Annotated in this window: 30 protein-coding genes; 14 read left to right on the top strand and 16 right to left on the bottom strand. The window is 63.9% G+C overall.

Going from position 1 to position 26,623, the window contains the following annotated elements; all coding sequences use genetic code 11:
• Positions 1-106 precede the first annotated feature (106 nt).
• The 8 genes from fliL (at position 107) to ACUXH0_RS00700 (ending at position 5,198) form a co-directional block, all read left to right on the top strand.
• Positions 107-604, top strand: a complete 498-nt coding sequence (gene fliL, locus ACUXH0_RS00665) for a flagellar basal body-associated protein FliL (RefSeq protein ID WP_024542098.1) — start codon at positions 107-109, stop codon at positions 602-604.
• Position 605: 1 nt separating this feature from the next.
• Complete coding sequence (gene fliM, locus ACUXH0_RS00670; protein WP_004631439.1) at positions 606-1,616, top strand: flagellar motor switch protein FliM; 1,011 nt, start codon at positions 606-608, stop codon at positions 1,614-1,616.
• Positions 1,606-2,049, top strand: coding sequence for a flagellar motor switch protein FliN (fliN, locus tag ACUXH0_RS00675; protein WP_024542099.1), 444 nt, complete (start codon positions 1,606-1,608; stop codon positions 2,047-2,049). The genes fliM and fliN overlap by 11 nt, the downstream gene beginning before the upstream one ends.
• Before the next feature lie 72 nt (positions 2,050-2,121).
• Positions 2,122-2,523 carry a flagellar biosynthetic protein FliO gene (fliO, locus tag ACUXH0_RS00680; RefSeq protein WP_004631437.1) on the top strand — a complete coding sequence of 134 codons (402 nt, stop codon included), beginning with the start codon at positions 2,122-2,124 and terminating at the stop codon, positions 2,521-2,523.
• Complete coding sequence (gene fliP, locus ACUXH0_RS00685; RefSeq protein ID WP_024542100.1) at positions 2,520-3,269, top strand: flagellar type III secretion system pore protein FliP; 750 nt, start codon at positions 2,520-2,522, stop codon at positions 3,267-3,269. Before fliO ends, fliP begins: the two co-directional genes overlap by 4 nt.
• 19 nt (positions 3,270-3,288) lie before the next feature.
• The gene (gene fliQ / locus ACUXH0_RS00690; RefSeq protein WP_004631435.1) at positions 3,289-3,558 is read left to right on the top strand and encodes a flagellar biosynthesis protein FliQ; all 270 of its coding nucleotides are present in this window, start codon (positions 3,289-3,291) and stop codon (positions 3,556-3,558) included.
• Between the two features lie 33 nt (positions 3,559-3,591).
• The gene (fliR, locus tag ACUXH0_RS00695) at positions 3,592-4,386 is read left to right on the top strand and encodes a flagellar biosynthetic protein FliR (protein ID WP_182593620.1); all 795 of its coding nucleotides are present in this window, start codon (positions 3,592-3,594) and stop codon (positions 4,384-4,386) included.
• An 83-nt stretch (positions 4,387-4,469) separates the two neighbouring features.
• Positions 4,470-5,198, top strand: coding sequence for a 3-ketoacyl-ACP reductase FabG2 (locus tag ACUXH0_RS00700; protein ID WP_024542102.1), 729 nt, complete (start codon positions 4,470-4,472; stop codon positions 5,196-5,198).
• Between the two features lie 160 nt (positions 5,199-5,358).
• Here the strand turns inward: ACUXH0_RS00700 and ACUXH0_RS00705 are convergent, their stop codons facing one another.
• From ACUXH0_RS00705 to flgB, 12 genes are all read right to left on the bottom strand, one after another.
• The gene (locus ACUXH0_RS00705) at positions 5,359-6,102 is read right to left on the bottom strand and encodes a YoaK family protein (RefSeq protein ID WP_004631413.1); all 744 of its coding nucleotides are present in this window, start codon (positions 6,100-6,102) and stop codon (positions 5,359-5,361) included.
• 67 nt (positions 6,103-6,169) lie between these two features.
• A complete protein-coding gene (flgL, locus tag ACUXH0_RS00710) occupies positions 6,170-7,129 on the bottom strand; it encodes a flagellar hook-associated protein FlgL (RefSeq protein ID WP_024542103.1) in 960 nt (319 codons plus the stop codon).
• A gap of 66 nt (positions 7,130-7,195) precedes the next feature.
• Entirely contained in the window at positions 7,196-9,133 is a 1,938-nt protein-coding gene (gene flgK / locus ACUXH0_RS00715; RefSeq protein WP_024542104.1) for a flagellar hook-associated protein FlgK, read from the bottom strand.
• 115 nt (positions 9,134-9,248) lie between these two features.
• Positions 9,249-10,334, bottom strand: a complete 1,086-nt coding sequence (gene flgJ / locus ACUXH0_RS00720; RefSeq protein ID WP_024542105.1) for a flagellar assembly peptidoglycan hydrolase FlgJ — start codon at positions 10,332-10,334, stop codon at positions 9,249-9,251.
• Positions 10,335-10,350: 16 nt separating this feature from the next.
• The gene (locus ACUXH0_RS00725; RefSeq protein WP_004631409.1) at positions 10,351-11,484 is read right to left on the bottom strand and encodes a flagellar basal body P-ring protein FlgI; all 1,134 of its coding nucleotides are present in this window, start codon (positions 11,482-11,484) and stop codon (positions 10,351-10,353) included.
• A gap of 10 nt (positions 11,485-11,494) precedes the next feature.
• Positions 11,495-12,247 (bottom strand): flagellar basal body L-ring protein FlgH, encoded by a 753-nt coding sequence (locus ACUXH0_RS00730; protein ID WP_024542107.1) that lies wholly within the window; start codon positions 12,245-12,247, stop codon positions 11,495-11,497.
• 32 nt (positions 12,248-12,279) lie between these two features.
• Complete coding sequence (gene flgG, locus ACUXH0_RS00735) at positions 12,280-13,062, bottom strand: flagellar basal-body rod protein FlgG (protein ID WP_004631407.1); 783 nt, start codon at positions 13,060-13,062, stop codon at positions 12,280-12,282.
• A 40-nt stretch (positions 13,063-13,102) separates the two neighbouring features.
• The gene (gene flgF / locus ACUXH0_RS00740; protein WP_004631406.1) at positions 13,103-13,840 is read right to left on the bottom strand and encodes a flagellar basal-body rod protein FlgF; all 738 of its coding nucleotides are present in this window, start codon (positions 13,838-13,840) and stop codon (positions 13,103-13,105) included.
• Positions 13,841-13,859: 19 nt separating this feature from the next.
• A complete protein-coding gene (gene flgE, locus ACUXH0_RS00745; RefSeq protein ID WP_004631405.1) occupies positions 13,860-15,071 on the bottom strand; it encodes a flagellar hook protein FlgE in 1,212 nt (403 codons plus the stop codon).
• Between the two features lie 54 nt (positions 15,072-15,125).
• A complete protein-coding gene (locus ACUXH0_RS00750) occupies positions 15,126-15,782 on the bottom strand; it encodes a flagellar hook assembly protein FlgD (protein ID WP_004631404.1) in 657 nt (218 codons plus the stop codon).
• Between the two features lie 27 nt (positions 15,783-15,809).
• Complete coding sequence (gene flgC, locus ACUXH0_RS00755; protein ID WP_004631403.1) at positions 15,810-16,217, bottom strand: flagellar basal body rod protein FlgC; 408 nt, start codon at positions 16,215-16,217, stop codon at positions 15,810-15,812.
• A gap of 197 nt (positions 16,218-16,414) precedes the next feature.
• Complete coding sequence (flgB, locus tag ACUXH0_RS00760) at positions 16,415-16,870, bottom strand: flagellar basal body rod protein FlgB (protein ID WP_024542108.1); 456 nt, start codon at positions 16,868-16,870, stop codon at positions 16,415-16,417.
• Between the two features lie 424 nt (positions 16,871-17,294).
• Here flgB and flgA point away from each other — a divergent pair, with 424 nt between their 5' ends.
• The 4 genes from flgA (at position 17,295) to ACUXH0_RS00780 (ending at position 20,363) form a co-directional block, all read left to right on the top strand.
• A complete protein-coding gene (gene flgA, locus ACUXH0_RS00765; protein WP_024542109.1) occupies positions 17,295-18,152 on the top strand; it encodes a flagellar basal body P-ring formation chaperone FlgA in 858 nt (285 codons plus the stop codon).
• A gap of 122 nt (positions 18,153-18,274) precedes the next feature.
• Entirely contained in the window at positions 18,275-18,595 is a 321-nt protein-coding gene (gene flgM / locus ACUXH0_RS00770) for a flagellar biosynthesis anti-sigma factor FlgM (RefSeq protein ID WP_004631400.1), read from the top strand.
• 133 nt (positions 18,596-18,728) lie between these two features.
• A complete protein-coding gene (locus ACUXH0_RS00775; protein WP_004631399.1) occupies positions 18,729-19,190 on the top strand; it encodes a flagella synthesis protein FlgN in 462 nt (153 codons plus the stop codon).
• 456 nt (positions 19,191-19,646) lie between these two features.
• Positions 19,647-20,363: a LuxR C-terminal-related transcriptional regulator gene (locus ACUXH0_RS00780; protein ID WP_027692990.1), complete on the top strand. Its 717-nt coding sequence runs from the start codon at positions 19,647-19,649 to the stop codon at positions 20,361-20,363.
• Positions 20,364-20,486: 123 nt separating this feature from the next.
• Here the strand turns inward: ACUXH0_RS00780 and ACUXH0_RS00785 are convergent, their stop codons facing one another.
• The 4 genes from ACUXH0_RS00785 to ACUXH0_RS00800 form a co-directional block, all read right to left on the bottom strand.
• The gene (locus ACUXH0_RS00785; protein WP_024542110.1) at positions 20,487-21,548 is read right to left on the bottom strand and encodes a porin; all 1,062 of its coding nucleotides are present in this window, start codon (positions 21,546-21,548) and stop codon (positions 20,487-20,489) included.
• 260 nt (positions 21,549-21,808) lie between these two features.
• A complete protein-coding gene (locus ACUXH0_RS00790) occupies positions 21,809-22,537 on the bottom strand; it encodes a GntR family transcriptional regulator (protein ID WP_024542111.1) in 729 nt (242 codons plus the stop codon).
• Positions 22,538-22,644: 107 nt separating this feature from the next.
• Entirely contained in the window at positions 22,645-22,935 is a 291-nt protein-coding gene (locus ACUXH0_RS00795) for an H-NS histone family protein (RefSeq protein ID WP_004631395.1), read from the bottom strand.
• A gap of 52 nt (positions 22,936-22,987) precedes the next feature.
• Entirely contained in the window at positions 22,988-23,311 is a 324-nt protein-coding gene (locus ACUXH0_RS00800) for a hypothetical protein (protein ID WP_137911023.1), read from the bottom strand.
• Positions 23,312-23,401: 90 nt separating this feature from the next.
• Here ACUXH0_RS00800 and ACUXH0_RS00805 point away from each other — a divergent pair, with 90 nt between their 5' ends.
• On the top strand, positions 23,402-23,761 hold the full coding sequence (locus ACUXH0_RS00805; protein ID WP_024974276.1) for a hypothetical protein: 360 nt from the start codon (positions 23,402-23,404) through the stop codon (positions 23,759-23,761).
• A gap of 137 nt (positions 23,762-23,898) precedes the next feature.
• The gene (locus ACUXH0_RS00810; RefSeq protein ID WP_182593619.1) at positions 23,899-26,568 is read left to right on the top strand and encodes a putative bifunctional diguanylate cyclase/phosphodiesterase; all 2,670 of its coding nucleotides are present in this window, start codon (positions 23,899-23,901) and stop codon (positions 26,566-26,568) included.
• Positions 26,569-26,623: the final 55 nt, after the last annotated feature.

The following is a 26,623-nucleotide window of genomic DNA, read 5'->3' on the forward strand; positions in this document are numbered from 1 at the left end:
AGAATGCCATCCGAGAACCCGACTCTGTGCTTTGCGTTGTTTTACGTTGTCTTGCGCGACGCGAGCCGGGAAAGCCCACCCCCCCTTTAGTCCCCGAGTGATCCCCATGGCCGAAGCCGCTGCCGCCACTACCGCGCCCGCCCCAGCAAAGGGCGGTTCCACCAAGCTGCTGCTGATCATCCTGATCGTGCTTTTGCTCGTCGGCATGGGCGGCGGCGCCGCCTGGTTCTTCCTTGGAGGCGGCAATCACGCCGCATCCGGCCCCGCCGCACCGCCCAAGCCGAAAGAGCCGGTGTTCGTGGCCATGGAAACCCTGACCGTCAACCTGCAGCCCGAAGAGGGCAACGACCGTTACCTGCAGATCGGCATCACGTTCAAGAGCTTCGATAAGCATGCCGAAGAAGAGATCAAGACCTACACGCCCGAACTGCGCAGCAAGGTCCTGATGCTGCTGGCCAGCAAGACGCCCACCGAGTTGTATCCGGCGGACGGCAAGGTCAAGCTGGCCAAGGAAATCGTTGAACTGTGCGAACACGTCTTCAAGGCTGTCGGCAAGGAATCGCCGGTGGCAGATGTCTTGTTCACCAACTTTGTGATCCAGTGACATGCTCAAGGAAGAGTTTCTTTCCCAGGAGGAAATCGACGCGCTCCTCAAGGGCGTGTCCGATGACGCGGACGACGACCCCGTCGAAGCCGCCGACCCCTCGGGCATACGCTCGTACAACCTGGGCTCGCAGGAGCGCATCGTCCGTGGGCGCATGCCCACGCTGGAAATCATCAACGAGCGGTTTGCGCGCAACTGGCGCATCGGCCTGTTCAACTTCATGCGGCGCAACGCGGAGATCTCCGTTGGGCCGGTGAAGGTGCAGAAGTACAGCGAGTTCATCCGCAACCTGGTGGTGCCGACCTCGCTCAACCTCGTGCACGTCAAGCCGCTGCGCGGCACGGCGCTGTTCGTGTTCGACCCCAACCTCATCTTCCTGGTGGTCGACAACCTGTTCGGCGGCGACGGGCGCTTCCACATGCGGGTGGAAGGGCGCGACTTTACCGACGTGGAGCAGCGCATCATCCAGCGCATGCTGCATCTCGTGTTCGAGCATTACGCCAAGGCGTGGCAGCCGGTCTACCCGATCGATTTCGAATTCCTGCGCATGGAAATGCACACCGAGTTCGCCAACGTGGCTACGCCCAATGAAGTGGTGATCACCACCAGCTTCAGCATCGAACTGGGCAGCAACGGCGGCGACGTGCACATCTGCATGCCCTACACCATGATCGAGCCGATCCGCGACCGGCTCACTTCCGCCATCCAGGGCGAAGCGCTGGAAGTGGACAAACGCTGGCTGCGGCTGCTGTCGCAACAGGTGCAGACCGCCGAGGTGGAGCTGATTGCCGACCTTGCCACGGCCAAGGTGCAGGTATCCGACATCCTGAACATGAAGGTGGGCGACGTCATTCCGCTGGAGCTGGATGACAGCGTGACCGCCAAGGTAGATGGCGTGCCCGTCATGGAATGCAACTACGGCACGTTCAACGGCCAATACGCGCTGCGGGTCAACCGCATGCTGAATATGAGCGGCAGCGAGTCTGCCACGGAGTCTGACGATGACAACTGAACCGACCATGAACCCCGAAGCCAACGCCGACGACATCGATGTCGAAATGACGATGGAAGAGGCCATGGCCCTGGAAGCCGCGCAGCGTGCCGCGGCCAACCCGCCGGCTGCCGCCGAATCCAGCCCGGTGTTCAAGCCCCTGACGGCCGACGGCCTGGGCGGCGCCCAGCGCAACGACATCGACATGATCCTGGACATCCCCGTGCAGTTGACGGTGGAGCTGGGCCGCACCAAGGTGCCCATCAAGAACCTGCTGCAGCTTGCACAAGGTTCGGTGGTGGAACTCGACGCGCTGGCCGGGGAGCCGATGGATGTCCTTGTCAACGGCTACCTGATCGCCCAAGGTGAAGTGGTGGTGGTCAACGAGAAGTTCGGTATCCGCCTGACCGACATCATCACGCCGTCGGAACGTATCCGTAAGTTGAACCGTTAATCCACACCAGTAAGTGCGCCGTCGAGCGGCACCCTGACAGCAACCAGTGCTCCCCCCGGGCAAGGTGTTGACATGAACCATGCAGTCGATTGGGCCCGCACCCTAGGCGGGCTGTTTGTAGTGTTGGCGATGATCGTGGCGGCCGGCTGGCTGCTGCGCCGTCTGCAGCAACGCGCGGGCATGGGCCCCGCAGGTTTGGGCCGGCGCCGCAGCCAGGTGATTACCGTGGTCGCGCAGCAGATGCTGGGCGCGCGCGAGAAGGTCGTCGTCGTGGATGTGGAAGGCACATGGCTCGTGCTGGGCGTCACGCAGCAGCACGTGCAGACCCTCCACACGCTCCCACGCCCCGCAGAAGCCGCTTCCACGCCGGACGACCCATCCGGCGACGGCACTTCCGGCTCCGGCAAGCCGCCCCGCTTTGCCGACGCGCTGTCCATCCAGCTCAAGCGTCACCTGACGGGAAAGTCGGAATGAACCTGCGCAACCTTCTCCGCTGCCTGATGGCACTGGCGCTGCTAGGTGCCGCGCCCGCCGTGTTTGCACAGGCGCAACCCGGTCTGCCGCTGCTCACAGGCACCGCCGGTGGCCAAAGCTATTCGCTGCCCGTGCAGACGCTGGTCTTCCTGACGTCGCTTGGGTTTCTGCCGGCCATCATCCTGATGATGAGCAGCTTCACGCGCATCATCATCGTGCTGTCGCTGCTGCGCCATGCGCTGGGCACGCAAACCACGCCGCCCAACCAGGTGCTGATCGGGCTGGCGCTGTTCCTCACGTTCTTCGTCATGTCGCCGGTGCTCGACAAGGTGTACACCGACGCCTACGTGCCGTTGCGTGACAGCAAGATCACCGTCGAGCAGGCCATGGACACGGCCGCCACGCCGCTGCGCCAGTTCATGCTCAAGCAGACGCGCGAGCCCGACCTCGCCCTGTTCGTCAAGATGGGCAACATGCCGGCCATTGCCGCGCCCGAGCAAACGCCCATGCGCGCGCTCATACCGGCCTTCGTCACGAGCGAGCTGAAAAGCGCGTTCCAGATCGGGTTTGCCATCTTCATCCCGTTCCTGGTGATCGACATCGTGGTGGCCGCCGTGCTGATGTCGATGGGGATGATGATGGTCACGCCGTCGATCTTCTCGCTGCCGTTCAAGATCATGCTGTTCGTGCTGGTGGATGGCTGGCACCTGCTGCTGGGCTCGCTTGCCCAGAGCTTTGTGCAATGAGCGTCAATAGGAAACCGACATGACACCCGAGTACGTTCTCGATATGGCCCGTCAGGCCATGCAGGTTGCCATGATGGTGGGCGCGCCGATGTTGCTGGTGTCGCTCGTCGTCGGCCTGCTGGTGGCGGTGTTCCAGGCCGCCACGCAACTCAACGAGCAGACGCTGTCGTTCATCCCCAAGCTGCTGGCCGTGGCTGCCACGATGGTGCTGGCCGGCCCGTGGATCGTCGCCGTGATCGTCGACTACACGCGCGGCGTGCTGACCAACATCCCCAACTACGTGAATTGACGTCACCCAGCTGACGCAGCCACGCAATCCACGATGATCCAATTCACCGCCACGCAGCTCAACGGCTGGATCGCCATGTACTGGTGGCCGCTGGTGCGCATGCTGGCATTCATCGCCATTGCGCCGCCGTTTGCCAATACCGAGATCCCGACGTCGATCAAGGTGGCATTCGGCGTGGTCATCACGGTGGCGCTCGCGCCCATGCTGCCGGTGCCCGCAGGCGTGTCGGTGGGCTCCTACGAAGGGCTGTGGATCACGCTGGTGCAGGTCTTGATCGGGCTGGCGCTGGGCTTTTGCGTGCAGCTCGTGTTTTCGGCCGTCAGCGGTGCCGGCGAGGTGATGTCGGTGCAGATGGGCCTGGGCTTCGCCTCGTTGCTCGACCCGACGCAGACCGAGAGCAGCATGCTGCTCGGCCGCTTCCTCAGCCTCACGGCCGTCACCGCGTTCATTGCCGGCGACGGCCATCTCGTGCTGGTGCATGCCTTGTTCGACAGCTTTACCGCCCTGCCCGTCTCGGCGGCGCCGCTGGGCAACCCGGGCTGGCAGACGCTGGCTGGCGGCGGCACGATCGTCTTTGCGCTCGCCCTGCGCATCGCCCTGCCCATCATCGCAATCATGATGATCGTCAACCTCGGCTTTGCCGTGCTCTCGCGCACGGCGCAGGCGCTCAACCCGTTTGCCGTGGGCATCGCCGCCACGCTGGTGGTGGGGCTGATGCTCGTCATGGTCATGATGACGTCGCTGGCGCCGGTGGTGGAGCGGTCTGTGATGGATGCGCTGGACCTCGGTGGGCGGGCGTTCAGCCAGTTCAGCACCCTGCCTCGATAGGCAGCGCGCAGCCGCAGCACTGCCCGCCGCGCGTGCGATGATCGCGGTATTCCGCCGACCGATCTTCAAGGGAGACTCACCACATGAGCCGCCGCGTTCTTGTGACGGGTGCCAGCCGCGGCATTGGCCGCGCCATCGCCTACCAACTGGCCTCCGACGGGTTTGACGTGTCCGTGCATTGCCGCAGCGGCCGTGCCGAGGCCGATGCCATCGTCGCAGACATCCACGCAAACCATGGCAGCGCCCGCGTGCTGCAGTTCGACGTGCGCGACCGCGCCGCCTGTCGCACCCAACTCGACGCCGACGTTGAAGCCCACGGCGCCTACTACGGCATCGTCCTGTGTGCAGGCGTCACGCGCGACGCTGCCTTCCCTGCCCTGACCGACGAAGACTGGGACATCGTCCTCGAGACCGGCCTGGATGGCTTCTACAACGTCGTCCACCCCCTCACCATGCCGATGGTGCGCGCGCGCAAGGGTGGGCGCATCGTCACCATCGCGTCTGTCTCTGGGGTGATGGGCAATCGCGGGCAGGTGAACTACAGCGCCGCCAAGGCCGGGCTGATCGGCGCAACCAAGGCGCTGGCCGTCGAGCTTGCGTCGCGCAAGATCACCGTCAACTGTGTAGCGCCGGGCCTGATTGAAACCGACATGCTCGCCCACATGGAACACGTGGACCAGGCCCTGCGGGCCGTGCCGATGCAGCGCGTCGGACAGCCTGCGGAGGTGGCTGCGGTGGTCGGTTTCCTGATGTCGGATGCGGCGTCGTACGTCACTCGGCAGGTGATCGGCGTGAATGGCGGAATGGTCTGATGCGCAAGGCCGCCCCACTGGGCGCCGAGCCCACGCTCAAGCACCATTTCGCGCGCCGACTGGCGAGCCGCTTCGCGCTGCGCATGCACGTCGTTCTGATCGTACTGGGGTCGCTGCGTGGGGTGTGGCGTGCAACAAGCTGCTGCGCTGCGCCCGTTCTCTACCGCCGGCGCGCCAGCAGATCATCCACCACAGGCACCACCGCCAGCAGCATCAGAATCGACGCGAGCGGAATCGTGGCCGTATAGCCCAGGTGCCTGAAACCCAACGCACCGACCACGCCGCCCACAAAGAACATCCCAAGCAGGGACGCCAGCAGCCGCAGCTTGGGCCGGTTGGCGACCACGGCCGGCAGATTGTGATGTCCATGGTTCCAATACAGCGCCTTGCCGATTTCGATACCAATGTCGGTGGCCAGGCCTGTCACGTGCGTGGTGCGGATTTCCGCCTTCGAGATCTTGGTGATGATGGCGTTCTGCAGCCCCATCAGGAAGCACAGCAGTGCCACGGTGGCCGGCACGAACACGACCCGGTATTGCCCGAGCGTTGTGCCCATCAGACCGAAGAGCAGCAGCAGCGCGGCCTCCAGCATGAGCGGCAGCGCGAATTCACTCTGCGTGCTGCGGCGGCGCCCCCAGTTGACGAGCACTGCCGTACACGCCGCGCCGCACAGAAACGCCAGCAGCGAAGCAAAGCCCGCAAACACAAGGACAACGTCGCCCAGCACGAGGTCGTCGGCGATCGCCGAGACGATGCCGGACATGTGCGAGGTGTATTGCTTGACGGCGAGAAATCCGCCCGCGTTGGCGGCGCCCGCCACGAAGGCCAGCGATTGACCGAGGCGCCGGTTGGCGTCTTCTGAGCGTTCCGGGCTGGTCAGGCGGCGAAGATACTGGATGGGCATGACCAGTCCTGACGGTAGGTGAGCCGACATGATACGCCGCGCCCTCCGACCGCCCGACCGCGCCGCATCAAGGATTGATGTACTGGAACAGCGACATGCCCTGCATGGCCGTGAAGGTCTTCTGTGCGGCCTGCAGCGACACCTGCTGCTGCGAGAACTGCGAGATGGCGGAGGTGTAGTCCACCGATTGCAGCTTCGAGATCTGCTCCTTCAACTGCTCGCCGTAGTTCGAGCCGCTGCTGTTGAGCGTGGTGAGCTGCGCCTGCTGCGTGCCCACCGTCACCTGCGCTTGCAGGGCGACCTGATAGGCATTGTCGAGATTGCCCTGCGCCGTCTGCACGGCCTTTTGCAGGTTGGCGACGTCGGTGGCCTGAGTGGCAGCGTTGATCGGGGTCGACAGCGCCGTGATCAGCTTCTCGTACGTCTTGAAGATGCTCTGATTGGCGTTCGGGTTGGACGCATCCGAGTTGGGGATGCGCACGAACACCGAATCGCCCGACACCGAATTCGGCATCGAGATGTTCTGCGAAACCTGCACCACCGGTGGCTGGCCGCTACCGACGTATTGCACGGAACCGCCGGTGTTGGTGAACGGATCGGTCGTGCCGTTGGCGCCGCCAAACAGGGCCACGCCCGAGGCATCGCGCTGATTGGCCGTCGACAGCAGCTGCTGGTACTGCTGCTTGACCTGCGCCAGCACACCAACGCGCTGTGACTCCGTCATCAGCGAGGTGTTGGCGCCCACCAATGTCTGCTTGCCCTGCTGCAGCGTGGTCACCAGATTGGTCAGCGCCGAAGACACGCTGGTCAGGCGCGCGTCGGTGGTGTCACGGTTGGACTGGTATTGGTCGTTGGTGTCCTGCGTTTGCTGCAATTGCGCCATCTGACCAAACGCGCTGGGGTTGTCGCCCGCACTGGTGAGCGCGATGCCGCTTGCAATCTGCTGCTGCAGCGTGAGCAGGTTCGATTGCGTGTTCTGCATCGAAGCGGAAGACGCTGCAAAGAATTGGGCGCTACTGACTCGCATGATCGGTCCGGACGAAGGGCTTTAGGACGTTATCGGCAGGCGGGGCGGTTTCTTCAGCCGCGCCGATCAGCCGCCGGCAATCGACAGCAGGCTGGCGAACAGCGAATTGGCCGTCTGCATCACCTTGGCGGAGGCCTGGTAGGCCTGCTGGTACTTCATCAGGTTCATCGCCTCCTCATCGAGGTTCACCCCCGACACCGACTGCTGCTGTTGCGTGGAGCTGGCCAGCAGCGCCTTCTGCGAGGTCAGGTTGGTGCTGGCGCGGTTGGCCTGCACACCCACCTGGGTGACGAGGTTGTTCCACGCCGAGCCGATCGAGGTCGTGCCGCCGTCCAGCAGGTTGCTGTTGCGCAGCTTGGCCAGCGCGCTGGCGTTGCCGTTGTCGGTGCTGTTGGCGGTGTTGGCCGAAATGGCGAACGTGTCACCGTTGCCGGGCGAACCCGAGAGCTTCATCTGTACGCCGTTGAACGCGTACGTCGCGCCCTGCGTGTACGGTGCCGTGCCGCCCGCGTACGTGGTCGACGTGCCGCCCACCGTGACGGTGACGCTGCCCGGGAATCCCGACAGGGAGCCGCCAACGGCCGAGCTGTACGTCAGGTTGATCGGCGAGGTGAGCGGCGAGCCGGCATACGTGCTGTCCACGCCCAGTGAAGACACCGTGGCGCTGCCCGTGTTGTTGCTGCCCTGGTTGAGCACCACGGGCGAGGCTGCGGCCACGTTGTGATAATCAGTGGTGAGCGTCTGCATGGTGGCGGCCGCGTTGGCGGTCGGGCGCACCAGGAAGGAGTCACCGCTGTTCATCGTGCCCGACAGGTTGAGCGTTACACCGTCGATCGTGGTCGGCCAGCTCGACACGGTTACGGAGGCGGAGCCGTCCGGATAGTGCGAAACGGTGTAGGCGCCGCCCTGGTACTTGACCTGGTAGTCGTAGCCCTGCCCCGCATTGGCGTTGGTGATGCTGGCAGTCAGCGAGCCGCTGCCGGTGTTGTTGGTGCTGGGCGCGACGCTCGGGTTGGCCACGGAGAAGAGGTCCGTGCCCATCTTGCCGTTGGCGTCCATGCCGAGTTTGTTCTGCGCGTTCACGTCGGCCGACACGGCCGTGGCCAGGCGGCCCAGGCTGTTCTGTGCCGGAATGAGCGTGTTGTTGCGAAAGTCCATCAGGCCGCCCAGCGCACCACCGCCGAGCTGGCTGTCGTCGATGTTGACCGTGCCGCCCGGGCTCTTGTAGCCCACCGACAGTTGCGTCGGGTCGTACTGCGACGGCACCGGCGTCAGCTGGTAGCTCTTGTTGCCCTGCACGAGCGCCTGGCCGTTACCCACGTAGATGTTGAACTGGCCGTCGCCGGTCTGCACCACGCTCGCCTTGATTGACTGATTGAGCGTCTGGACTAGCTGGTCGCGCTGGTCACGCAGGTCATTGGCCGGCTGGCCGGTTGAGGCTTCCGCCTTGGAAATCTGGTCGTTCAACGAGGCGATCTGCTGCGCGGTGCCGTTGACCGAGCTGATCTGCGTCTGCACCTGCGTATTGACCTGGTTGTTGAGCGAACTCAGTTGCCCGGCAATCGAATTGAAGCGGCTTTGCAGGCCCGCCGCGGCGTTCAGGAAGACCTGGCGCGCGGTGGTGTCCGAGGGCTTGGAGGCCAGGCCATCGGCAGCGTTGAAGAAGCTGGTGAGCGACGAAGTCAGGCCGCTGTTGCTGTCCGACATGTATTTGCTCAGGCCCGACACCAGGCTGTTGAGCTGATCGGCTGCGCTGGTCGAGGCCTGGCCGCTTTGCACCTGGGCCGTGAGGAACTGGTCGTAGATGCGCTTGACAGTCGTGACGTTGGCGCCCTGGCCGAGATAGCCCACGCCGGCGTACAGCGGAATGTTTTCCGTCTGCACGGCTTCCTGGCGCGAATAGCCGGGCGTGCTGGCGTTGGCAATATTGTTGCCGGTCACCTGCAGGTTGATATCGGCAACCCGCAGGCCAGACGCGCCAATATTCAGAAGGGAGCTGCTCATAGTTGTCTCGGTGCGGGCAGCACGAAGCCGCCGAAATAAGCTCTAGAAACAACATCGGCCGACTCAGGACAAACTTGAGCCGGCCGCCGTCGCCAAAATATGCTTCTTAAATCACTCAGACGATCTGCTTGAGCACCGCCATGATCTTGTGGGCGTAGTTCGGATCGGTGGCGTAGCCCGCGCGCTGCAAGCCCTTGGCGAACGACGCCGCATCGTTGCCGTTGCCGGCTGCCACGACGTTGCTGTAGCGCGGGTTGTTGGCCAGCAGGTTGGCGTAATCCTTGAACGCCTCGGCGTACGAGCTGTAGGCGCGGAATTTCTCCTGAACCTTGTGGGCAACACCGCCGATGTATTCGGTGGTGGTCACCGTGGCAGTCTTGCCGGCCCATGAGCCGCCGGCCTTGATGCCGAACAGGTTGTGCGTGTTCGTGCCGTCCTTTGCCTTGATCTCGCGGCGGCCCCAGCCGGACTCCAGCGCGGCGTGGCCGATCATGAAGTTGGCCGGAATGCCGGTTTCCTGTGCGGCCTGCGACGCGTGGCCGATCAGCTTGTTGTAGAAGCTGGTCATGCGCTCGCCGCGCGGCTCCGATGCCACCGTCGACAGATCCACCTCGGGCGGCGCGCTCGGAGTCTGCGCCTGCGCATCCGCCTGCTTGCGCAGGGCGGCCAGTGCACGCTGCACGCGCTCTTCCAGGCCCGGGCGCGGCACGGTGCTGATGCCCGAGCCGTCGTCTTCCGTGCCGGGCGCGACGGCTGCGGCCATGCTGTTGAGCGACGAACGGGCGATGGCCTTGGCGGCATCGCTGGTGGCACCGGCGGCCCCCGGCAGCGCGGTATTGGTCGCCGTCGTATTGGACAGCGCAGTATTCACCTTGCCGCCCGCATCCGGGTTCACATGGTTGGCCTGACGCAGCATCTGCTTCAAGAGCTGATCTGCCACGCCCACGCCGCGCGACGCCATGGTCTGCGACAGCTGCTGGTCGAGCATCGACGTGTACATCTTGCTCGAAGACGAATCGAGCGGCCCGTTCTGCGGCGATGCATCGCGCATCTGCTTGAGCATCATGTTCACGAAGATCGCGTCGAATTGCTTGGCGACGGTCTTGGCCGCGCCGTTCGGATCGGTACGCGCCGTTTGCTTGAGCGACTCGAACCCTCGGGAATCGAGCGCCAGGCGGCTGGTGAGGTCGGTTGGGTTCATCGTGGCCTCCCCTGCGTCAGATGATTTCCAGGTCGGCGCGCAGCGCGTTGGCCGCCTTCATCGCCTGCAGGATCGAGATCAGGTCTTGCGGGTTGGCGCCAATCGCGTTGATGGCCTTCACCACATCCGCCAGGTTGGTGCCGCCCTTCACGTTGATAAGGCTGCCGCCCTGCTGCTTGACCTCAATGTTCGAGCGCGCGCCCGCCACCGTCTGCCCTTGCGAGAAGGGCGCGGGCTGGCTCACCACCGGGTCCGTGCTGATGGTGACCGACAGGCTGCCGTGCGCCACCGCGCAGGGCTCGAGCTTGACGAGCTGGTTCATCACCACCGAGCCCGTGCGGGCGTTGACCACCACACGCGCGGCGGCCAGCGCCGGCGTCACGTCAATGTTCTGCAGCTTGGCCACGAAGCCGACGCGGTCCGACGCCAGGGCCGGTGCGCGCACGTTGATCGTGCGGCCGTCCGCGGCTTGCGCCGTATCGGTGCCGAATTGCTTGTTGATGGCGGTGACGATGTTCTGTACGGTGCCGAAATCCGTCGTGCCGGTATCGAGCTGGATGCTGCCGGCCTCGCCCACCGTGGCCTGCACAGCGCGCTCCACCGTGGCGCCATTGGCGATGCGGCCCGCGCCGAGCTGGTTGATCTGCACCTTGCTGCCATTGGCCGATGCGCCCGCACCGCCAATCACCACGTTGCCCTGTGCCAATGCGTAGAGCTGGCCGTCCACGCCCTTGAGCGGCGTGAGCAGCAGCGTGCCGCCCCGCAGGCTCTTGGCGTTACCGATGGACGACACCGTCACGTCGATGGTCTGGCCTGGCCGCACAAAGGCAGGCAGCGTGGCCGTCACCACCACGGCGGCGGTGTTCTTGAGCTGGATGCTCGCGCCGGCCGGTACGTTGATGCCGAACTGCGTGAGCATGTTGTTGAAGCTCTGGACCGTGAACGGGGTCTGCGTGGTCTGGTCGCCGCTGCCGTCCAGGCCGACGACAAGGCCGTAGCCGATCAGCGCGTTGTCTCGCACGCCGGCAACGGTGGTCAGATCCTTGATGCGGTCAGCGTGTGCCGTGGTCGGAACAACCGCTGAAATCGCGCTCAGTGCCACCAGGGCCGCGCCAAGGGTTCGATACAACCTCGTTCTAAGCAAAGTCATGGCAGATTCCTCAGAACGGCGACACGGTCAGGAAGAACCGCGACAGCCAGCCCATCTGCTGCGACTCGGCCACATAGCCCGTGCCGCGATATTCCATGCGTGCGTCCGCCACCTGGGTGGACAGCACGGTGTTTTGATTGTTGACGGTCGTGGGGTTGACCACGCCCGAGAACTTGATCGACTCGGTGCCCTGGCCCACGGCCATCTGCTTCTCGCCGCTCACGACCAGGTTGCCGTTGCCCAGCACCTCCACCACCGTGACGGTAATCGTGGCTGTGAAGTTGTTCTGCGCACCGTTGGCGCCCTTGCTGTCGAACTTGTTGGCGTCGCTGGCCGACACGCCCAGCAAAGACAGCACGCCCGCGTTCATGCCGGCGAAGGTCGGCACCGAGGCGCTCATGCTGCCGGTGCGGTTGACGCTGCCCGAAGTCTGCTTGCTGGCCGCTGTGTTCTCGGTGATCACGATCGTGATCGTGTCGCCCACCATGTGCGCGCGGCGGTCTTCGAACATGCCGCGAAAACCACCGCTGCCCGATGCCACTTCCTGGTAAATCGCCCCGTTCTGGCGCGGCGCCATCACCGGCATCGGCGGGCGCGCGGTTGTCGGACCCTGCACGATCGGGGCCGGCGGCGGCAGCAAGCCGCACGCCGTAGCGAGCAAGGCGGCCGTGCCGAGCACGGCCAATCGAACGACTCGAACAGCCGGCACAGCGCGGCCGCTGTGCTTGCCATTCTGGAGCGAATAAACCGGGGGGGTATGCATCGCACTACATCCTCAAAAACTGCGCCGTCAGCTCAAAGCTGCGACAGCTTCTCCAGCATCTGGTCCGAGGTCTGGACCGACTTGCTGTTGATCTCGTACGCACGCTGCGTCTGGATCATGTTGACCATTTCTTCCACCACGTTCACGTTGGACGTTTCAACGTAGTTCTGGCTGAGCGCGCCCACGCCGTTCGAGCCCGGGTTGGCCAGATTGGCCGTGCCCGACGCTTCGGTTTCGGCATACAGGTTTTCGCCCATGCTGCGCAGACCGGCCGGGTTGATGAAGTTGGCCAGCTGGAACGTGCCCACCTGCGTGTTGTTGACCGCGCCGGGCGTGGTGACCGTCACAACGCCATCCTTGCCGATGGTCAGGCTGGTGGCGTTCTGCGGGATCGTCACGGCCGGCTGGACCGGGTAACCGCTGGAGGTCACCAGCTGACCCTGCGCGTTGACCTGGAAGCTGCCGTCACGCGTATAGGCCAGCGTGCCGTCAGGCATCTGCACCTGGAAGAAGCCGTTGCCGTTGATGGCCACGTCGGTCGAGTTACCGGTCTGCTGCAGGTTGCCCTGCGTGTGCAGGCGCTCGGTGGCGACGATGCGCGCACCGGTACCGATCTGCATGCCCGAAGGCAGCGTGGTCTGTTGCGACGACTGTGCGCCCGGCTCGCGCACGTTCTGATACAGCAAGTCCTCGAACACGGCGCGCGAGCGCTTGAAGCCCGTCGTGTTGACGTTCGCCAGGTTGTTCGAGATGACATCCAGCTGCGATTGCTGGGCGTCCATCCCGGTCTTGGAAATCCACAGGGAGCGAATCATGTTCGAGTCCTTGGTTGATTCAATTCAATGCGCCGGCCGTTCAGGCGTGGCGCAGCAGTTCATTGGCCGACTGGGCATTCGTGTCGCTCGTGTGCAGCGATTTCATCTGCATTTCGAGCTGGCGCGAGATCGCAATCATGTTGACCAGCGAGTCGGTCAGGTTGACGTTGCTGCCTTCCAGCGCCCCGCCGGTCACGCGGACTTTCTCGTCCACGCTGGCGTCCTGGCCGTCGCGCTGGCGGAACAGGCCGTCGGCGCCGCGATCGATGTTCGACGGGTCGATGCTCACCAGCTTCAGACGGCCCAGCGACACGGGCGGCGTACGGCTGTCGGCGCTGATCGCGTTGACCGTACCGTCCTTGGCAAACTGCACCGTGGTGTCGGGCGGCAACGTGATCGGGCCGCCGTCGCCCAGCACGGGCTGGCCCGAGAGCGTCTGGATCGTGCCGTCGGCACCGAGCTGGAACGTACCGGCGCGGGTGTAAGCCTCACCGCCATCCGGCGTCTGCACGGCAAAGAAGCCTTGTCCGTCGATGGCCACGTCCAGGCTGCGGCCAGTGGTCTCGATCGGGCCGGGCGCGAGGTCCGTACCGATGGCCGAGGCCATGACGTAGCTGCGCGTGGGCGAGCCCTCGCCTTGCACACCCACCGTATGGAACGCGTCGATCTGCGCCTTGAACCCGGTGGTGCTGGCGTTGGCGAGGTTGTTGGCGCTGGCAGCCTGCTGGTCGAACAGGTGCTTCACGCCGGTCATCGACACGTAAATCGAGCGGTCCATGCTGGGCTCCTGCTACCCGTTAGCGCATGCTGACCAGCGTCTGGAGGATGGTGTCCTCCGTCTTGATGGTCTGCGCATTGGCCTGATACGAACGCTGGGCAACGATCATGTTGACCAGCTCTTGACTCAGATCCACGTTGGACTGCTCCACCGCCGACGACTGCAGCAGGCCGAACGAACCCATGCCCGGCGTGCCCAGGTTCGGAGCGCCCGAGTTGGACGTTTCCACCCACTGATTGCCGCCGATGTTCTGCAGGCCTGCCGGAGCCTTGAAGTTGGCCATGGCGATCTGGCCCAGCGTCGACGTGCGGCCATTGGAGTAGCGCGCGGTGACGGTGCCATCGGTACCGACCGCGTAGCTGGCCAGGCGGCCGGTGGCGTAACCGTCTTGCGTCACGCCCGGGGCTGTGTCGTTGTAGCCGCCGCCATACTGCGTGGTGCCCGTGAAATCCATGGTGGCGATGCTCATGCCGCCAAAGGCCACGTTGATCTTGCTCGGCGATGAGGTGAGTTGGCCGCTGCTGTTGAACGTGAGCGCCGTCACCGGGTTGCCGCCGGTCGGATTGTTGCCGTCCACTTGCGAGTACACATCCCAGCCTGCGGCGGTACGCACGTAGTAGTTGGTCAGCATGTGTGCCGTGCCCGTCCCGTCGTACACCTGCTCCGAAACGGAGTGGTTGAACGTGGCCGAGTTGGTGGCCGAGAACGGCGTGGTGGTCGGCACCGTGGCGGCGGCATCCAGGTTCACGCCGAACGCGGTGTTGGTGGTGGCAAGCGGCGCCAGGTCGTTGACGGGAATCTTCAGGTTGGTCAGCACGGCAGTGTTGACCTTGCCGGTCGAATCCACGCCGTAGCCGGTCAGGTTCTGGCCGGTAGCCGAGATGATGAAGCCGTTCTTGTCGGTCTGGAACTGGCCGTTACGCGTGTACGACACCTGGCCGCTCGACGGGTCGACCATGCGGTAGAAGCCCGTGCCGTTGATCGCGATGTCCAGCGGGTTGCCGGTGATGGTCACGTTGCCCTGCGTGAACGACTGCGACACCTTGGTCACGCTCACGCCCTGGCCGATCTGGTTGTCGGATGCACCCACCAGCGAGCGCGCGTACACGTCGCCAAACTCGGCGGTCGATTTCTTGTAGCCGACAGTGTTGGCGTTTGCCACGTTGCTGCCGATCACGTCCAGGTTTGCAGAGGCGGCGTCGAGACCGCTCAGGCCTTGCTGGAATCCCATAGTGTTCTCCCGTAGAAGATAGAAGCGCGGGGTCTGCCCGCAGTTGACCTGTGATTACTGAATCGATGCAACGTCGGACAGCTTGGCGGTTCCGCCAGACGCCAACACCAGCTGCATCGTGCCGTTGTTGATCGTGACGCCGGCCACCTTGTCGGTGCCCAGCGCATTGGCCGTAACGACCTTTCCACCCTGCGTGGCCGACACCTTGATGGAGTAGGCGCCGTCGGCAAGCTGATTGCCCTTGTCGTCCTTGCCGTTCCAGGTGTAGTTGCCGCTGCCGCCCCCCATCTGGCCGAGATCGACGGTGCGCACGGCCACGCCCGCAGCGTTCGTGATCGTGACGACGACGTCGTCGGCGCCGTTGGGCACCGAGACGCCGAAGTTGGCAGCCCCCGAGGCCAGCGTCAGGTTGTTGGTCGGCACCTGCACCGAGCGGCCGATCATCGACGACGCCTGCGTGGTCGCGTTCTGCGTGAGCATGCTCGACATCGTGGTGTTCAACTGCTGGATGCCGTTCACAGTGTTGATCTGCGCAAGCTGCGAGGTCATCTGCGAGTTGTCCATCGGGTTGAGCGGATCCTGGTTCTTCAACTGCGCCACGAGCAGTTTCATGAACGTGTTCTGCAGGTCGCTGCCGTTGGTGATGGCAAGCTGGTTGCCGGAGGTCGTGCTCGAGGTGCTGGTCGTGCTGCCGGTTGAGCTGACGGTCATGTTCGTGTCTCGCTGGGAATGTGCCGTTTACTGGCCCAGGGTCAGAGCCTTGGAGGCCATCGTCTTGGTGGTGTTGGCGACTTCCACGTTGGCCTGGTACGAGCGCGACGCAGAAATCATGTTGACCATTTCGTCCACCACATCGACGTTCGGCATGGTCACGTAGCCGTCGGCATCGGCCAGCGGGTTGCCCGGCTGGTGCATGCGCTTCATGGGGGTGACGGTGTCTTCCACCACGCGGTCGACCGACACGCCGGTGGCGTAGTCGTCAGACTCCTGCGCGGGCGAGAACACCACCTGCTTGGCGCGGTACGCCTTGCCGTCCGGGCCCGTCACGCTTTCGGCGTTGGCCAGGTTGGAGGCGACCACGTTCATGCGCTTGGACTGCGCGGTGAGCGCGCTGCCAGCTACATCCATCACCTTGAATAGCGACATGTTGATTCCGATGTCTTCAAACACTGTTGCCGGCGCGGCTGCCGGACCGATCCGGTGTTCTGCATGGCGGCTTGCTCCGGACCGATCTTTCCGGGCCCGGAGCGCCACACAGTTCCCGCCCCTCTTTCGCCGCGCGTGATTGCTGCGCGGTCGTCTTAATGCCTGTCTGCTGCTCTTGCTGCTCTTGCTACGTCGCGCTAGCTGTTCTGAATCGCCGCCAGCATCGACTTGATCTTCTGCGTCACGATGCTCAGATCGGCCTCGTAGCGCACGGTGTTGTCGGCAAAGCGCATGCGCTCGCCGTCCATGTCCACCGTGTTGCCATCGATGGACGGCTGCTGCGACGTGCGGTACTGCACCTCGCCCTGCAGCGCCTTGGTCTGCTGCGACAGCGACGCCTGCATTAGCGACACATCGCCGGCCGGTGCGCCATCCACGCTCAGGTGACCTGCAGCCGTTGCCGTCATCGGCAGGCTGTTACCGCTTTGCTGGCCGACCGCCTTCTGCAGCGCCGACTGAAAATCGAAGTCGCGCGCCTTGTAGTTGGGCGTATCGGCGTTGGCGATGTTCGAGGCCAGGATCTGGTGACGCTGCGAGCGCAAGTGCAGCGCCTGCTCCTGAAAACCGAACAACTGATCCAGCTTGTCGACCATGTCTGTCATTCCTCGCGCGTGGCGTCCTGGTGATTGCTGCCACCCGCCGGGGTTTGCGTTCTGTCTTGCGTTTGCGTGTTGCGCGTTCCCTTCGGCCGGAGAACTCGGCATCAGCGGCCCCTTCAAAAACCGCCGATGCCGTCTCCAAAACCGCTGAACCGCTTGTCTTGCTGAGTTGCCGTCATGCAGCCTCAGTGGAAAAGACCTGTCTGCGAATCCAGAGGTTGGCCGGGAAACCTTCCACCGGGGCAGGCTGTACGGCCAGGAACCGCACAACGCCAGGGACTTCACCACGTTGCAAAGTCTAGGGGCCGGTGTGCAAGACCATTCGTCCGAATAAGGGGGGGATTGGCCGACATTTCCGCATTTGGCGCTCGCGCACGCGTAGCTACACTTCACCGGACTTTTGATGAAGGGGCTCTCCATGTCCACGCGGTTTGCACGCAGCGCGCACCACCCGATCCGACCTGCCACCACGGCCATGCCGCTGGCGGGGCGCCAGCGCAAGCTGCTGCTGATCCTGGCGCTGGGCCTGCTGGCCAGCGTCGTGCACCCGATCCTGGCGCATGCACAGGGCATGGTGCGGGTGGGCTATCCGCCTGCCCAAGCCGTGCAACAGCCCGCGCAGCCCACCACCATTCAGGGGCCGAACGCCATCCAGATGCAGATCCAGCAACAACTGCAATCCCAACTGGACATCCTGGGCGGCACGAACGAGACGGGGGCGCCACGTGCGTCGGTGGAGGTCGGTCCGGTGGATGCACGTGTGGCCAACCAGCCCTGCGACCAGATCGACCTGATGCTGCCAGCGGCCAACCGCCTGCGCGGCCGTATACAAGTGGGAGTGCGCTGCCGCTCGCCGCACGCCTGGGCGGCCTGGGTGCCGGCCACAATCCAGATTACCGGGACGTATTACGTCGCCTCGCACCAGTTGCCGCCGGGCAAGACGCTCGATATGGGCGACCTGGAAGCCCGCACGGGCGATCTGTCGACGCTGCCGGCCTCGGTCGTGCAGCAGCCAGCCGATGTGGTGGGGCGTGTACTGCTCACGAGCGTGGCCGCCAACCAGCCGCTGCGCGCCGAAAGCCTGCGCCTGCCGGTTGCCGTGCAGGCCGGCCAGACCGTCAAGCTCATCGCCGAGGGCGGTGGCTTCCAGGTCAGCAGCGACGGCCGGGCCTTGAACCAGGCAGCCGTGGGCCAGGTGGCGCAGGTGCGCACCGCCAACGGCAATGTCGTCTCCGGCATTGCACAGTCCGTCGGTGTCGTAGCGATCCAGTTTTAAGTCCAAATTGATAACGGCGGATCACTTTTCTACTGTGATGCGTAATCGATACCTGCCGCTAAAGTTTGGGCCGGGGTTGGCCGATATGGGTGTTAGGATGAACGCGCTCTTCGGAGACACCCGTGAAAATCAACCATATCGTGAACAACACGCCGGCCGTTGCGCCGACCAAGGACGCTGCGTCCGGGTCGACGCGCGCGACCGGCTCGTCCCCGGCCGCTACGACGGCTTCGGGCACCCCGCGCCACACCGGCGATTCGCCGTCGCTGTCGGTCCAACAAGTCTCGCGCCAGGTGGGCAGCGGCGACTTCGACGCCGCACGCGTCGAGCAGATCCGCAGTGCCATTCAGAACGGCACGCTCAAGATGGACGCCGGCAAGATCGCCGATGCGGCGCTTTCCGACGCGCAATCGCTGCTCTCCACGCGCTCCAAGAAGGTCTGACGGGGGTTTCCCGTCGTCCGTCCCCCGTATTTTCTGACGCCGCCGGTCCGAGGGTTTCCGACTCTCGACCGCACGCGGCGGGGCGGCGTGCCGGCCGGCGGCTGCCCAAGCTTCCAAGCCTGAGGTAGTCACCATGGACAACACACTGCTGATCCGCACCCTTGCCGACGAGCAGGAACTGCTGCGCGCCGCCACCCTCACCCTGGATGCCGAAGCGCAGGCGTTGCGCGATGGCGACATGGTTGAACTCGAGCGCATCACACAGACCAAGCAGAAGCAGCTCGCCGCGCTGGGCGAAGCCGACCGTGACCGCCGCCTGTGGTGGGCGCAGCACGGCGGCGCCGATCCGTACGGGCTGGTCAAATATCTGCGCACCGACGAAACGGCCAGCCGCCTGTTCGACGAGAACCTGGCCCTGGCCCGCCTGCTGCGCCAGCGCAACATCGACAACGGCACCCTGATCGACCTGCGCCTGCGCGCCACGCAGAACGCGCTGTCCGTCCTGCATGCCGCCAACAACGGCGGCGGCACACCCTACGGCCGCGACGGCAAACAACCGCTGTCGATGCCGCGCTTCTCGGTCGTCGCGCAATAAGCCACCAGAACACGTTTTTTCGGTACAAAAGCCTTGCTTTACGCTCACGTCAATGGGCGTGAAGTGGGGCTAGCTGCTGCTGCCTGATCCTGCTATGTATAGGGGGTCTAGCGCACCACCGATCGGGGTAGACAAAAAGGTTTACATCCCATTGATGGGTGCAACAAGCATGCTGGGGATTTATTCTGCGATTTTGGCGGGGTTAATCCTCCGCGCCTGGCGACATAAACAAGAAAAACCGGAAGGAAGTTGCGCCTGAATGGCGTGCAAGGTTTCGGCCCGGTGGCACCGCATTGCGGTGACTGCCGGTTGAACGGGGAAATATACCGAGACCGCGCGCCAGAAGCATTTCCACAAGCACGGCCCCATTGATTTTGGACCGTCTGGTCCAAATAGACGCGGCAACAAGCTGATTCCGGAAATGGGCAAACAAACCATAACCAGACAGGCGGCGCAGTGAAATCAATTGTAGTGGAGGCACACCCTTTGGTGCGTGCCGGCGCGACCCATGTGTTGCAATCCTTGCCGGCCATTACCGAGGTGGTCAGCGTCGAGCCGGACGAAACCCTCTTTGAAAGTCTCGCGGCGCATGCGGACGCCGAACTGGCTTTGATCGGACTGCCCTTACCCGGCATCGACGATCTGCCGGCCCTCTCCCGGCTATTGCAACAGCCGCATCCCCGACATATCGCCATACTGGGCGAAACCGATTCCGCTGCGCACGTGCGTACGCTGATGCAATTGAATGTCTCGGCATATCTGCTGAAAAGCTATTCCGGCAAATTGATTGCAGCGGCATTGGAATTGGTGCTCGCCGGCGGCCGTTATGTGCCGGCCTCGATCGTGCTGGCGCGGTCTGAAGCCATTGCGGCAGGTTCGGCCAATGGCCATGACGATGGCGCGTTGCTCGGCCTGACGCAGCGTCAATATGAGATTCTCGTACTGCTCTCGCGCGGGCATCCGGTCAAAACCATCAGCCGCATGCTGAGTATTTCCGAGGCGACAACCAAGGCGCATATCAACGCGCTGTATCGCCGGCTGGAAGTGCGCAGCCGTACCGAGGCCGTCTTCGTTGCCACGCAGCGCGGCGCCATGCTGCTGAATCAGCCACACATTGGAGCGCAGCCCTCGTCGCTGCCCTCGCCACCGCTGCGCCTGGCGCGCACGGGCTGACGCTCCGCTCTTACCCATCTTCCACACAACAAAAAACGGCGCCCGGAATCCGGACGCCGTTGCAAATGCCCGCCCACGCTGTCGAGACGCGGGCGGCGACAAGGAAAGCAGAACGCGAAAGGCTTAGAACTTTGCGCGGATGCCTACGCCGAAGGTGTCGGCCGTCGAGAGGTCCGACACCTTGTCGCGGAAATACGCCGCATACACATCGGTGCGCTTGGACAGCGAATAGTCGTAACCGATCGCCCAGGTGTTGCGCTTCACGTCGGCTGCACCCGAGGTCTTGGTGTAGGCATACGACGCCAGAACGCTGCCCGGGCCCACCGGAATCGACACACCCAGCTGGCCGCCGTTGCTCTTGGCGTCGCCGGTGCTGATCGTGTTCTTGATGTACTGGTATTGGCCGTACAGCTTGACCACGCCAAAGTCATACGTCGCGCCCAGTTGCCCTGCCGTCTGGCGCGCAAAGCCCGCCACCAGGCTGTTCAGATCGCCCGGCGCGCCGTCGTAGCGCACCTGCTGGAACGCCGCCGTGGCCGCAAAATTGCCGCGGAAGAACAGCAGGCTGCCGCCCCACTTGTTCTGACCGTTGTGACCAGCCTGCTCGCCAGCGCCGTAGATCAGGGTACCTGTCAGGCCGCCCATGTCCGGCGTGGAATACATGATCGAGTTGTCCCAGCCCGAATCGCCCACCAGGCCCGAGATGCCCGCGACGCCCGAACGGCCGTTGCCGAGGTAGGTGTGGAACACCATCGGCGAGAAGGTGTACGAATCGATGAACGGGTTAAACAGGATCGTCGAAACGAAGTACGGCGGCGTGTTGCGGCCGAGCTTGATCGAGCCCCAGGTGTTCGACTGCAGGCCGACAAACGAATTACGTGCGAAGAAGTGGTCGCCATCAAAGCGGCCGGACTTGCCCGTATCAGGGCGGAAGAACGCTTCCAGCGTGAAGATCGCCTTCAGGCCGTTGCCCAGATCTTCACTGCCCTTCAGGCCCCAGTACGACGTCGACATGCCGCCCGAGTTGACACCCCATGCGCGGTCCTGGCCCAGGTTCTTGGTGGCGCCCGCCCAGGCATCCACCTGGCCGTACAGCGTCACAGACGATTGGGCCTGCGCTGCGCCTGCGGTCAAACCGGCGGCGGCAGCCAGCACGGCCAGCGAAAAACGTCGCTTGAGTTGCATTGTTGAGTTCTCCCTCTTGTGGTTCCGGTGTGTTGAATCGACTGAATCAGCTTCGAGGCGGCAGGTGGCTCAACCCGCCGCCGCTGAGATGGCGCCGTGAATGCAACTGCCGTGCCAATACGTTGTTGGCAAAGCGTCGCTTCACAAATGAATGCGTTTTCCTGGGAAGGGGCGCAGACTAGCTTGAATACCCTAGGGGGACAAGTCCCCATTGCGGGGTGTGTGGCGCCGTTTCTGCACCGGTGTGGCGCAGTGCGCTTTCAGTCGTTTTGAAGCACGCGGATATCGACTTCACGCGTATAGCGTTCAGGAGAAAAATCGCAGTACGTGATGGAGATCGGCACGTCGGCGAGGCTGTAGCCGATGCGGCGCACACGCACCAGCGGCACGCCCGCTTGCACGCCGAGCTGCGCGGCTTGGTGGGCATCGGCCACACAGGCCAGCGGCGCCTCGCGCGAGCGCGCGATGGTCAGGTTGGCGCGCTGGAAGACCTGCACGAACAGACGATCTTCGAAGTCGCGCGCCTCAAGCATCGCCGCGAGTCGGGACGTCAGCCACGTGCGCAGCAGCATGATGGGCTGGCCATCCACCTGAGCGCGGCGCTCGACAAACGCGACCTGCCCGCCCACCGCCAGGTCAAGCGCGGCGGCCACGGTTTCGTCGGCCTGCTCCAGTCGAAATGCACTGACCGTATAGACGGCGCCCGGCACGTATTCCAACGCAGCATCGGACTGGCCCGGCGCGTACAGCACCGGCCGATGTGGCCCCACGCGGTCGAGCACCACGCTGCGCTGCCCCCGCGAGCGCCTGAGCAGCCCGCGCGCCGCCAGTTCGTTCAGTGTCCGGCGCGCCGTCAAACGAGATACGCCGTAGCGCTGGGCGACTTCGTTCTCGCTGGGCGCGACACTGCCGGCCGGCAGCGTTCCATGCAGGATGTCGAGCCGAATGCAGTCGGCCAGTTCGAGGTATTTGGGCAGGCGGGGCGTCATGCCTTCCTTATACAGGAACGCTCATCACGCGCAGCAACGCAAATGGCCCACCGGGCAGGTGGGCCATTTGCATTGCTGCACTTGCGCGTCAGGCAGGGCCTGACGAATCAGGCGATCAGGAATTTATCGCGGTTCTTGCCGATCCAGGCCGGAGCACGGCCGCGGCCGGACCACGTTGCGCCTGTCTTCGGGTCACGATACTTCGCCGGCACCGGCGCCTTCGCACCGGCACGGCGACCGCGACGCTGAGCCAAGCCCAGGTCTTCAGCCGTCAGGCCATATTCGGCAACCGTCTGGCGCACTTGCTGGATAACCGCTTCCAGTTCCTTGGCACGCGCAGTTTCGATCTGCTCTTCCAGTTTGGCCTTTTGTGCAACCAATTCCTTGTATGTCGCCATATGCGCTCCCAATAAATTCCGGTGTGAAGTCTGGTGTGGATCAGATATTAGATCAATTGTATTCATAACTGAAATCAAATTTCAACGTTTTTGATCGTGGCCCTTCAAACCGCTCCACTAAGCCAGGAATCAACTCGTGGCACACCAGATGCTCAGTTTCAACCGGAAAGTCGAATTGACGCATCGGATTAGCGTACGCGATCATGCAAGGCAGCAAACTGGTATCGCGCTTCATTTCAGTGCCACCACCATAGCAAGCGCTGCCGGGTCCCGCAATTCCGGCTTTCGGCGCAAGCGGCAATCTGCAGCATCGCAGCAGTACAGCAAACGCAATATCAATTGATGCGCAAGCCTCCGGCCAGGCATGCCATTGCACCGCGATGGCCCCGTCATGGCATGCCCATTTGAGGGGGCGGTAAAACGATTCAAAGCACCACCCTCTTGGTTGCAGTTGGATGAGACAACGATGAATTCGCCCTTGCCGCGTCGTTTTTACTATCTGCTTTTGGTCTTTGGCGTACTGGCAGGCACCCTGTTTGTCGCCGCGACCGTTTTCTTTCCAGAACGTTCAGTCGAACGGATCAGCGCTTATTTCATCCTGACAATGGGAACATGCATGTTGATGTGTGCAATCGGGTTGACACTGACGCATCACTGGATCGATCAGCATTTCGCCGCGCAGGAGAGTGGACATGGCCCGCATGCCCAAATGGAACCGTCGCTCGCACCAGACCCGCAGCCAATCGTTTTGAAACCCGCGCGACAAACGAACAACTGCGCGTCTGACAAAACGCATTCAGAATGTGTTGTATCGACCACAAACTAGACTTTGCGCCGCGCACGACTTTTGCGCATCATGAATAGCATTGCCCCCGACTTCCGGTAGCCGGCGTTCTCGCGGCCAGTGTCGGCCGAAGTCCATGCTGAGTGAGATGCCGGGCAATGCCTCAGTTGGAGCGTGGGATGCCAGACGAAATTTCCTACCCGTTGTCGGCGCAAAGCCTTCCGGTTCCGCTCTATGTGGTGCTTGAAGGCCGCATCGTCTTTGCCAATGCAGCCGGTGTTTGCATGGTGCGGGCGCTGTCCTCCGACCAACTGCTCGGCGAGCCCTTCTCGCGCTTCTTCCAGGACATTCCCGCATGGCTGGAGGCCCGTACCGGAGAAGACGCCGATGCGACGCAGCCCGATGCTCGGGCCATTCCGGCAGCACAGCTCGTCTCCGCCCTTTCTGCCGGCGATTCCAACGAGGTGGTCAGCGTCAGGCTGACGGTGACGCCAACCCGCTTTGATGGGCTGCCAGCGCAGCAGGTGGTCGTGCACGGGTTGCCGCTGCCGCTCGATGCGCAATTGCCGGGCAAGGCCGGCGAGCGCGTGCTGAGCGCCGAAGCCATCGGTGCAGCGCTGCCGCACGAGCATCTTGATCATCTGCTTTCCACGCTGCCGTCCGCCGCCTCGCTCGGCGAGCGGCTGCATGCTGCGCTGCGGGCGCTGGAGGCTGCCTTGCCGTCGGCGCTGTGCGTCGTGGTGCGTGTCGTCTCCGGGCGGGCAAGGCTCTATGGCACACAGCGCGCCCGGGCGAAGCTGGCATTGCGCGACGACCACGCGGCGCACCTGCCCACCGCGGCACAGGGTGAGTTCGATATCGAACTGGCCCGCATCGCGCCGCTGCTCAATGAGCTAGCGCCCATCGAACTGGTTCACGAAGCCAATGCGCCCACGGCTCTGCACGAAGCACTTGTCCGCGTGTTAGACACCGCGCATCCGACATGGCTGTGCCGCATCCCGGCTCAACATGGCGGCATGGCCGTCGCCGATGATCTGCTCTGCCTCTTCTTCCCAACTGCCAACCCGCCCGACGACACAACGCTGCGCGCAGACTGCGGCCGCTACATCGCCGCCTTGGTCAAGCTGCTGCGCCTGGAGAATGAATATCGCCAGTCCCGCGAGCTGCGTGATCAGTACCGGCTGGTCGTCAATCATCTGAGCGAAGGCGTGCTGACGCTGTCCACCGACGGCCGCGTGCTTTCGTACAACCGCAGCGCGGCGGACATCTTGCGCATGTCGGGCGCGTCATGGAAAGGCCGCCCGCGTGTGGCATTGAACGACATGATGTTGGGTGAAGACGGCGCCATCCTGCCCCGCGCCGCATGGCCCTCCACCCTGGCGGCTCGCACGGGGCGAGCGATCAGCAACGTCGTCGTGGGCGTGCCGGCCGGCAATGGGCAGATCGTGTGGCTGCGTGAATCGGTGCTGCCGATGTTCTCGCCGGACAGCGCATCCCCGCACGCGGTGCTGGTCATCTTTACCGACATCACGGCCGAGCGTTCCGCCTACGAGCAGCTGCGCCTGCTGGAGACCAAGGATTCGCTCACCGGCCTGCCCAATCGCGCGGCGTTCATCGAGCGGCTCGACGCGCGGCTGGCGCTGCCGTCCACCGGGGAATCCGCACTGCTGTATATCGGGCTGGACCACTTCAAGACCGTGAACGAGGCGATGGGGCACCACATGGGCAACCAGGTGCTGAACATGGCGGCGCAGCGCATCCGCGGCCAGGCGGGCCAGCGCGCGCTGCTGGCCCGCCTCGGTGGCGACCAGTTCTGCGTGGCCATCGATGACCCGAACGCTGCCGACACGCTTGCACAACAGGTGCTCGACGCGCTGGCCCGCCCCTTTACCGGTGGCGAACGTGAAGTGCATCTGTCGGCCAGCATCGGTGTGGCGGCCTACCCGGAAGACGGCGGCGATGCGGCCACGCTGGTCAGCCATGCCGAAGCCGCCATGTACCGCGCCAAGGAAAACGGGCGCAACCGCATCACGCGGTATTCGCGCGCGCTGGAAACACAGATGCTGCGCCGCTTCACACTCAACGAGCGCATGCGGCGTGCGCTGGCGCGCGGTCAGGTGCGGCTGGTGTATCAGCCGAAGTACGCACTCGACTCAGGCGAACTGGTGGCGGTTGAAGCGCTGATGCGGTGGCCCGACCCCGAACTGGGCGCAGTGTCGCCCTCCGAGTTCATCGACGTGGCAGAAGAGTCGGGCTACATCCTCGAACTCGGCCGCTGGGCACTCATGCAAGCCTGCGCGCAGGGCGAGGCATGGGCACGAAAGTTCGGCTTCACGGGGCGCATGGCGGTGAATGTGTCCGCGCGGCAATGCGATGCGGGCGTGATCGAGCGCGACGTCGATGAAGCGCTCAAGGCTTCGGGCATGGCGCCCGGCCGGCTGGAACTGGAACTGACGGAAAGCGTGCTGCTGGCCGACCGGCAATCGACACAGCGCCTGCTCATGAGCCTGGCCGCGCGGGGCGTGCGCATCTCGCTCGATGATTTCGGCATCGGATTCTCGTCGCTGTCGTATCTGCGCAGCTTGCCGATCCACAACATCAAGATCGATCGTTCGTTCATCAGCGGCGTGCCTGGGGTGCCCGACTGCGTGGCGCTCACCAAGACCATCATCGCGATGGCCCGCGCGCTGAACATGACGGTCACGGCCGAAGGTGTGGAAACCCCGGAGCAAACGGCTTTCCTGACCGCACATGCGTGCGACGAAGTGCAGGGCTTCCTGTTTGGGCGGCCGCTGGAAGTGTCGGCACTGGAAGAATTGCTGCGCACCCGAAGCCGCGCACAGGTATAAAAAAACGGACCCGAAGGTTTAACCCCGGGTCCGTTTCTTTTTGAGTCGACGCGCA

It is taken from the genome of Ralstonia sp. 110700041-2, assembly GCF_056280165.1.

What these genes read in the sequence shown, in the direction of transcription:
- fliL (WP_024542098.1), top strand. Translation starts at nt 107, where the DNA reads ATGGCCGAAGCCGCTGCCGCCACTACCGCGCCCGCCCCAGCAAAGGGC.
- fliM (WP_004631439.1), top strand. Translation starts at nt 606, where the DNA reads ATGCTCAAGGAAGAGTTTCTTTCCCAGGAGGAAATCGACGCGCTCCTC.
- fliN (WP_024542099.1), top strand. Translation starts at nt 1,606, where the DNA reads ATGACAACTGAACCGACCATGAACCCCGAAGCCAACGCCGACGACATC.
- fliO (WP_004631437.1), top strand. Translation starts at nt 2,122, where the DNA reads ATGAACCATGCAGTCGATTGGGCCCGCACCCTAGGCGGGCTGTTTGTA.
- fliP (WP_024542100.1), top strand. Translation starts at nt 2,520, where the DNA reads ATGAACCTGCGCAACCTTCTCCGCTGCCTGATGGCACTGGCGCTGCTA.
- fliQ (WP_004631435.1), top strand. Translation starts at nt 3,289, where the DNA reads ATGACACCCGAGTACGTTCTCGATATGGCCCGTCAGGCCATGCAGGTT.
- fliR (WP_182593620.1), top strand. Translation starts at nt 3,592, where the DNA reads ATGATCCAATTCACCGCCACGCAGCTCAACGGCTGGATCGCCATGTAC.
- ACUXH0_RS00700 (WP_024542102.1), top strand. Translation starts at nt 4,470, where the DNA reads ATGAGCCGCCGCGTTCTTGTGACGGGTGCCAGCCGCGGCATTGGCCGC.
- ACUXH0_RS00705 (WP_004631413.1), bottom strand. Translation starts at nt 6,102, where the DNA reads ATGCCCATCCAGTATCTTCGCCGCCTGACCAGCCCGGAACGCTCAGAA.
- flgL (WP_024542103.1), bottom strand. Translation starts at nt 7,129, where the DNA reads ATGCGAGTCAGTAGCGCCCAATTCTTTGCAGCGTCTTCCGCTTCGATG.
- flgK (WP_024542104.1), bottom strand. Translation starts at nt 9,133, where the DNA reads ATGAGCAGCTCCCTTCTGAATATTGGCGCGTCTGGCCTGCGGGTTGCC.
- flgJ (WP_024542105.1), bottom strand. Translation starts at nt 10,334, where the DNA reads ATGAACCCAACCGACCTCACCAGCCGCCTGGCGCTCGATTCCCGAGGG.
- ACUXH0_RS00725 (WP_004631409.1), bottom strand. Translation starts at nt 11,484, where the DNA reads ATGACTTTGCTTAGAACGAGGTTGTATCGAACCCTTGGCGCGGCCCTG.
- ACUXH0_RS00730 (WP_024542107.1), bottom strand. Translation starts at nt 12,247, where the DNA reads ATGCATACCCCCCCGGTTTATTCGCTCCAGAATGGCAAGCACAGCGGC.
- flgG (WP_004631407.1), bottom strand. Translation starts at nt 13,062, where the DNA reads ATGATTCGCTCCCTGTGGATTTCCAAGACCGGGATGGACGCCCAGCAA.
- flgF (WP_004631406.1), bottom strand. Translation starts at nt 13,840, where the DNA reads ATGGACCGCTCGATTTACGTGTCGATGACCGGCGTGAAGCACCTGTTC.
- flgE (WP_004631405.1), bottom strand. Translation starts at nt 15,071, where the DNA reads ATGGGATTCCAGCAAGGCCTGAGCGGTCTCGACGCCGCCTCTGCAAAC.
- ACUXH0_RS00750 (WP_004631404.1), bottom strand. Translation starts at nt 15,782, where the DNA reads ATGACCGTCAGCTCAACCGGCAGCACGACCAGCACCTCGAGCACGACC.
- flgC (WP_004631403.1), bottom strand. Translation starts at nt 16,217, where the DNA reads ATGTCGCTATTCAAGGTGATGGATGTAGCTGGCAGCGCGCTCACCGCG.
- flgB (WP_024542108.1), bottom strand. Translation starts at nt 16,870, where the DNA reads ATGGTCGACAAGCTGGATCAGTTGTTCGGTTTTCAGGAGCAGGCGCTG.
- flgA (WP_024542109.1), top strand. Translation starts at nt 17,295, where the DNA reads ATGTCCACGCGGTTTGCACGCAGCGCGCACCACCCGATCCGACCTGCC.
- ACUXH0_RS00775 (WP_004631399.1), top strand. Translation starts at nt 18,729, where the DNA reads ATGGACAACACACTGCTGATCCGCACCCTTGCCGACGAGCAGGAACTG.
- ACUXH0_RS00785 (WP_024542110.1), bottom strand. Translation starts at nt 21,548, where the DNA reads ATGCAACTCAAGCGACGTTTTTCGCTGGCCGTGCTGGCTGCCGCCGCC.
- ACUXH0_RS00790 (WP_024542111.1), bottom strand. Translation starts at nt 22,537, where the DNA reads ATGACGCCCCGCCTGCCCAAATACCTCGAACTGGCCGACTGCATTCGG.
- ACUXH0_RS00795 (WP_004631395.1), bottom strand. Translation starts at nt 22,935, where the DNA reads ATGGCGACATACAAGGAATTGGTTGCACAAAAGGCCAAACTGGAAGAG.
- ACUXH0_RS00805 (WP_024974276.1), top strand. Translation starts at nt 23,402, where the DNA reads ATGAATTCGCCCTTGCCGCGTCGTTTTTACTATCTGCTTTTGGTCTTT.
- ACUXH0_RS00810 (WP_182593619.1), top strand. Translation starts at nt 23,899, where the DNA reads ATGCCAGACGAAATTTCCTACCCGTTGTCGGCGCAAAGCCTTCCGGTT.